The organism is Calidifontibacillus oryziterrae, assembly GCF_000331575.1.
GTDB lineage: Bacteria > Bacillota > Bacilli > Bacillales > Bacillaceae_J > Calidifontibacillus_A > Calidifontibacillus_A oryziterrae.
The window spans coordinates 1-1,958 of the sequence record NZ_ANOK01000014.1 but is presented as its reverse complement, the minus strand read 5'-3'; the positions used below and the strand labels follow the sequence as shown (position 1 = coordinate 1,958).

The following is a 1,958-nucleotide window of genomic DNA, read 5'->3' as shown; positions in this document are numbered from 1 at the left end:
TCCTGAGTTTGACAGTTAATTTAGCGAAAAACCTTCCAAACCCTTGTTATAATAGGGTGCTGGAAGGTTTTTTAGTTGGTTGAAAAATGAGTACTATTTTGTTTTTTTCGTTTGTTTTAAAATTTTTTTCATATTTTTTGTTGGAACAATTTCATAATCAGTCCGAAAAGAAAATGCTTCATGCAGCTTATCGGTTAAATCCGTTCGTTCGTATAGCGGAATGTAGCCTTCCCCTGATAGCTCCATCATTCTCATATCACGTAACGTTTGTATAATATCTGAACAAGTGAATTGTTCATCTAAATTTTTTTCGAGTATGCGATAAATCAGTAAGGAGAGAAAACACGTTAGAAAATGCGCCTCTACTCGTTGATCTTTTTTCACATAAACGGGTCTGGATTTAAACTCGCTTTTCATGATACGAAAGCTTTCTTCAATTTCCCAACGTTGATGATTGATACGTATCAACTCTAATGGATCTGATTCTAGGTTTGTACAAATCCCATAAAAACCATCGTATTGAGCTTCTTTTTGGATTGCTGCTTCATCTATTGAAAAATGCGTTTTATCAGCAATTTCTCCATCTTTTGTGGCATGGTGCGCACTTATAAAACGAGTTGGATCATTTGGTCTTTTCTTTTTTAAAGCCGACGGCATATCTATTTTTTTAAATGCCCGATCAATCTGCCGTTCACGAATGGTTTGCTGATAATGTTTATATTTCGGTGAAAAAGTGACAAGTAATCGTTGCTCTAATTCGCCTTCTTTAATCCAACGTTCTTTAAAATAGGTAGTTTTATTGTTGGAGCTGTCATCAATTTCTGAAAGGTGAATCGCTTTATCACCAGGGGTAATGTGCCATCCTTCTGGATCTAGTACCCACTCTTTTAAGTGTTTTTTTAACTTTTTTACGGATTGTGTTGTAATAAATCCCCGATTCCCCAACGTATTATAGATACGATTTTTTTCTGATGACAAGCCGGCATCCGTACAAACAACTATTTCCGATAATTCAAAATCCTTGAGGATTTTCTTTTCTAAAGGTTTGAGTGAACCTTGTTCATTTTCATTCCCAGGAAAAATAGAAAAAGCTAGAGGGAGGCCTGAGGCATCCATGAATAGTCCCATTTGAACAATTGGATTAGGGCGATTTTCTTTAGAGATGCCATGCCGTTTATCTCCATCTTCTTGTTCCATTTCAAAATAATAGTTTGTACAGTCATAATACAAAACCTTCGTGTGGCGATTGACTAATTTTAAACTGTTTTTATATGTAGTTTGTTGAATAAAATCTGATTCTTTTTGCAGGATATCTAGTGCACGATACATTTGATGTGGCTGGCAATGAATCCCCTCTAATAAAGATTTTGCTTGTTCAAAAGAGTTCTTTTTAGAGGTTGGGTGTAGCACTCGCATATAAATTATTTTGGATAAAATCTCATTTAAATCGTACTGAAATTTATATTTTTCTTGAATGACTTTCATTGCTTGCGATAAACCTAGTTGATAATAAATCGATTGTAAAAACAAATAACCAACATTAAAAGAACGACGTTGATGCTGATCAATCATTTTATGAGGATGGTATTTGGCTATAATAGGGGTCTTCTCTTTTTTCTTTTCTTCCGTTAATTTTTTCGCATAGGCTCGTGCCCATTCTTCTGGGTCTACACCAGGATGCTTGGCACGAATCTCATCCTCATTACCAAGAGCTTCGACCACTTTAGTGGTTGACTTTCCGTTTACATCACGGACATTTTCAATAACTGAATAAGAAACAGAATGTTTAGAGATGCTCTTTTTTATTCGCATAGTCGACTCCTCGATTCCCTATAATCTACCTATATAATAACATAGTACTAAATAGTACTCAATATTAAAACAGAAAAATTGACAAAAAAAATAAGCCCTATCAAGGCTTCTAGCATTTTTAATTAATTCTAAGTGTCAAACTCCCG

Annotated in this window: 1 protein-coding gene; it reads right to left on the bottom strand. The window is 34.8% G+C overall.

What is annotated here, in order from left to right; all coding sequences use genetic code 11:
* Positions 1–93: 93 nt before the first annotated feature.
* The gene (locus D612_RS0108405) at positions 94–1,812 is read right to left on the bottom strand and encodes an IS1634 family transposase (RefSeq protein ID WP_017755013.1); all 1,719 of its coding nucleotides are present in this window, start codon (positions 1,810–1,812) and stop codon (positions 94–96) included.
* Positions 1,813–1,958 lie beyond the last annotated feature (146 nt).

What these genes read in the sequence shown, in the direction of transcription:
- D612_RS0108405 (WP_017755013.1), bottom strand. Translation starts at nt 1,812, where the DNA reads ATGCGAATAAAAAAGAGCATCTCTAAACATTCTGTTTCTTATTCAGTT.